The organism is Alicyclobacillus sp. CIJ1, from assembly GCF_057538885.1.
In genome coordinates this window covers 1-245 of the sequence record NZ_BAAJPH010000028.1, presented here as the reverse complement: position 1 = coordinate 245, position 245 = coordinate 1, and the positions used below count along the sequence as shown (strand labels likewise).

At 55.9% G+C, this 245-nt stretch carries 1 rRNA gene; it reads right to left on the bottom strand.

Annotated elements, in window-relative coordinates:
• Positions 1–245, bottom strand: a 16S ribosomal RNA gene (locus AC27E8_RS00235); the annotation flags it as partial.

Genomic DNA, 245 nt, shown 5'->3' with positions numbered 1-245 from the left:
CTCATCGTTTACGGCGTGGACTACCAGGGTATCTAATCCTGTTTGCTCCCCACGCTTTCGTGCCTCAGCGTCAGTCACTGTCCAGCAAGGCGCCTTCGCCACGGGTATTCCTCCACATCTCTACGCATTTCACCGCTACACGTGGAATTCCCCTTGCCTCTCCAGCACTCAAGTCAAGCAGTTTCCAGAGCCATCCCATGGTTGAGCCATGGACTTTCACTCCAGACTTGCTCGACCGCCTACGC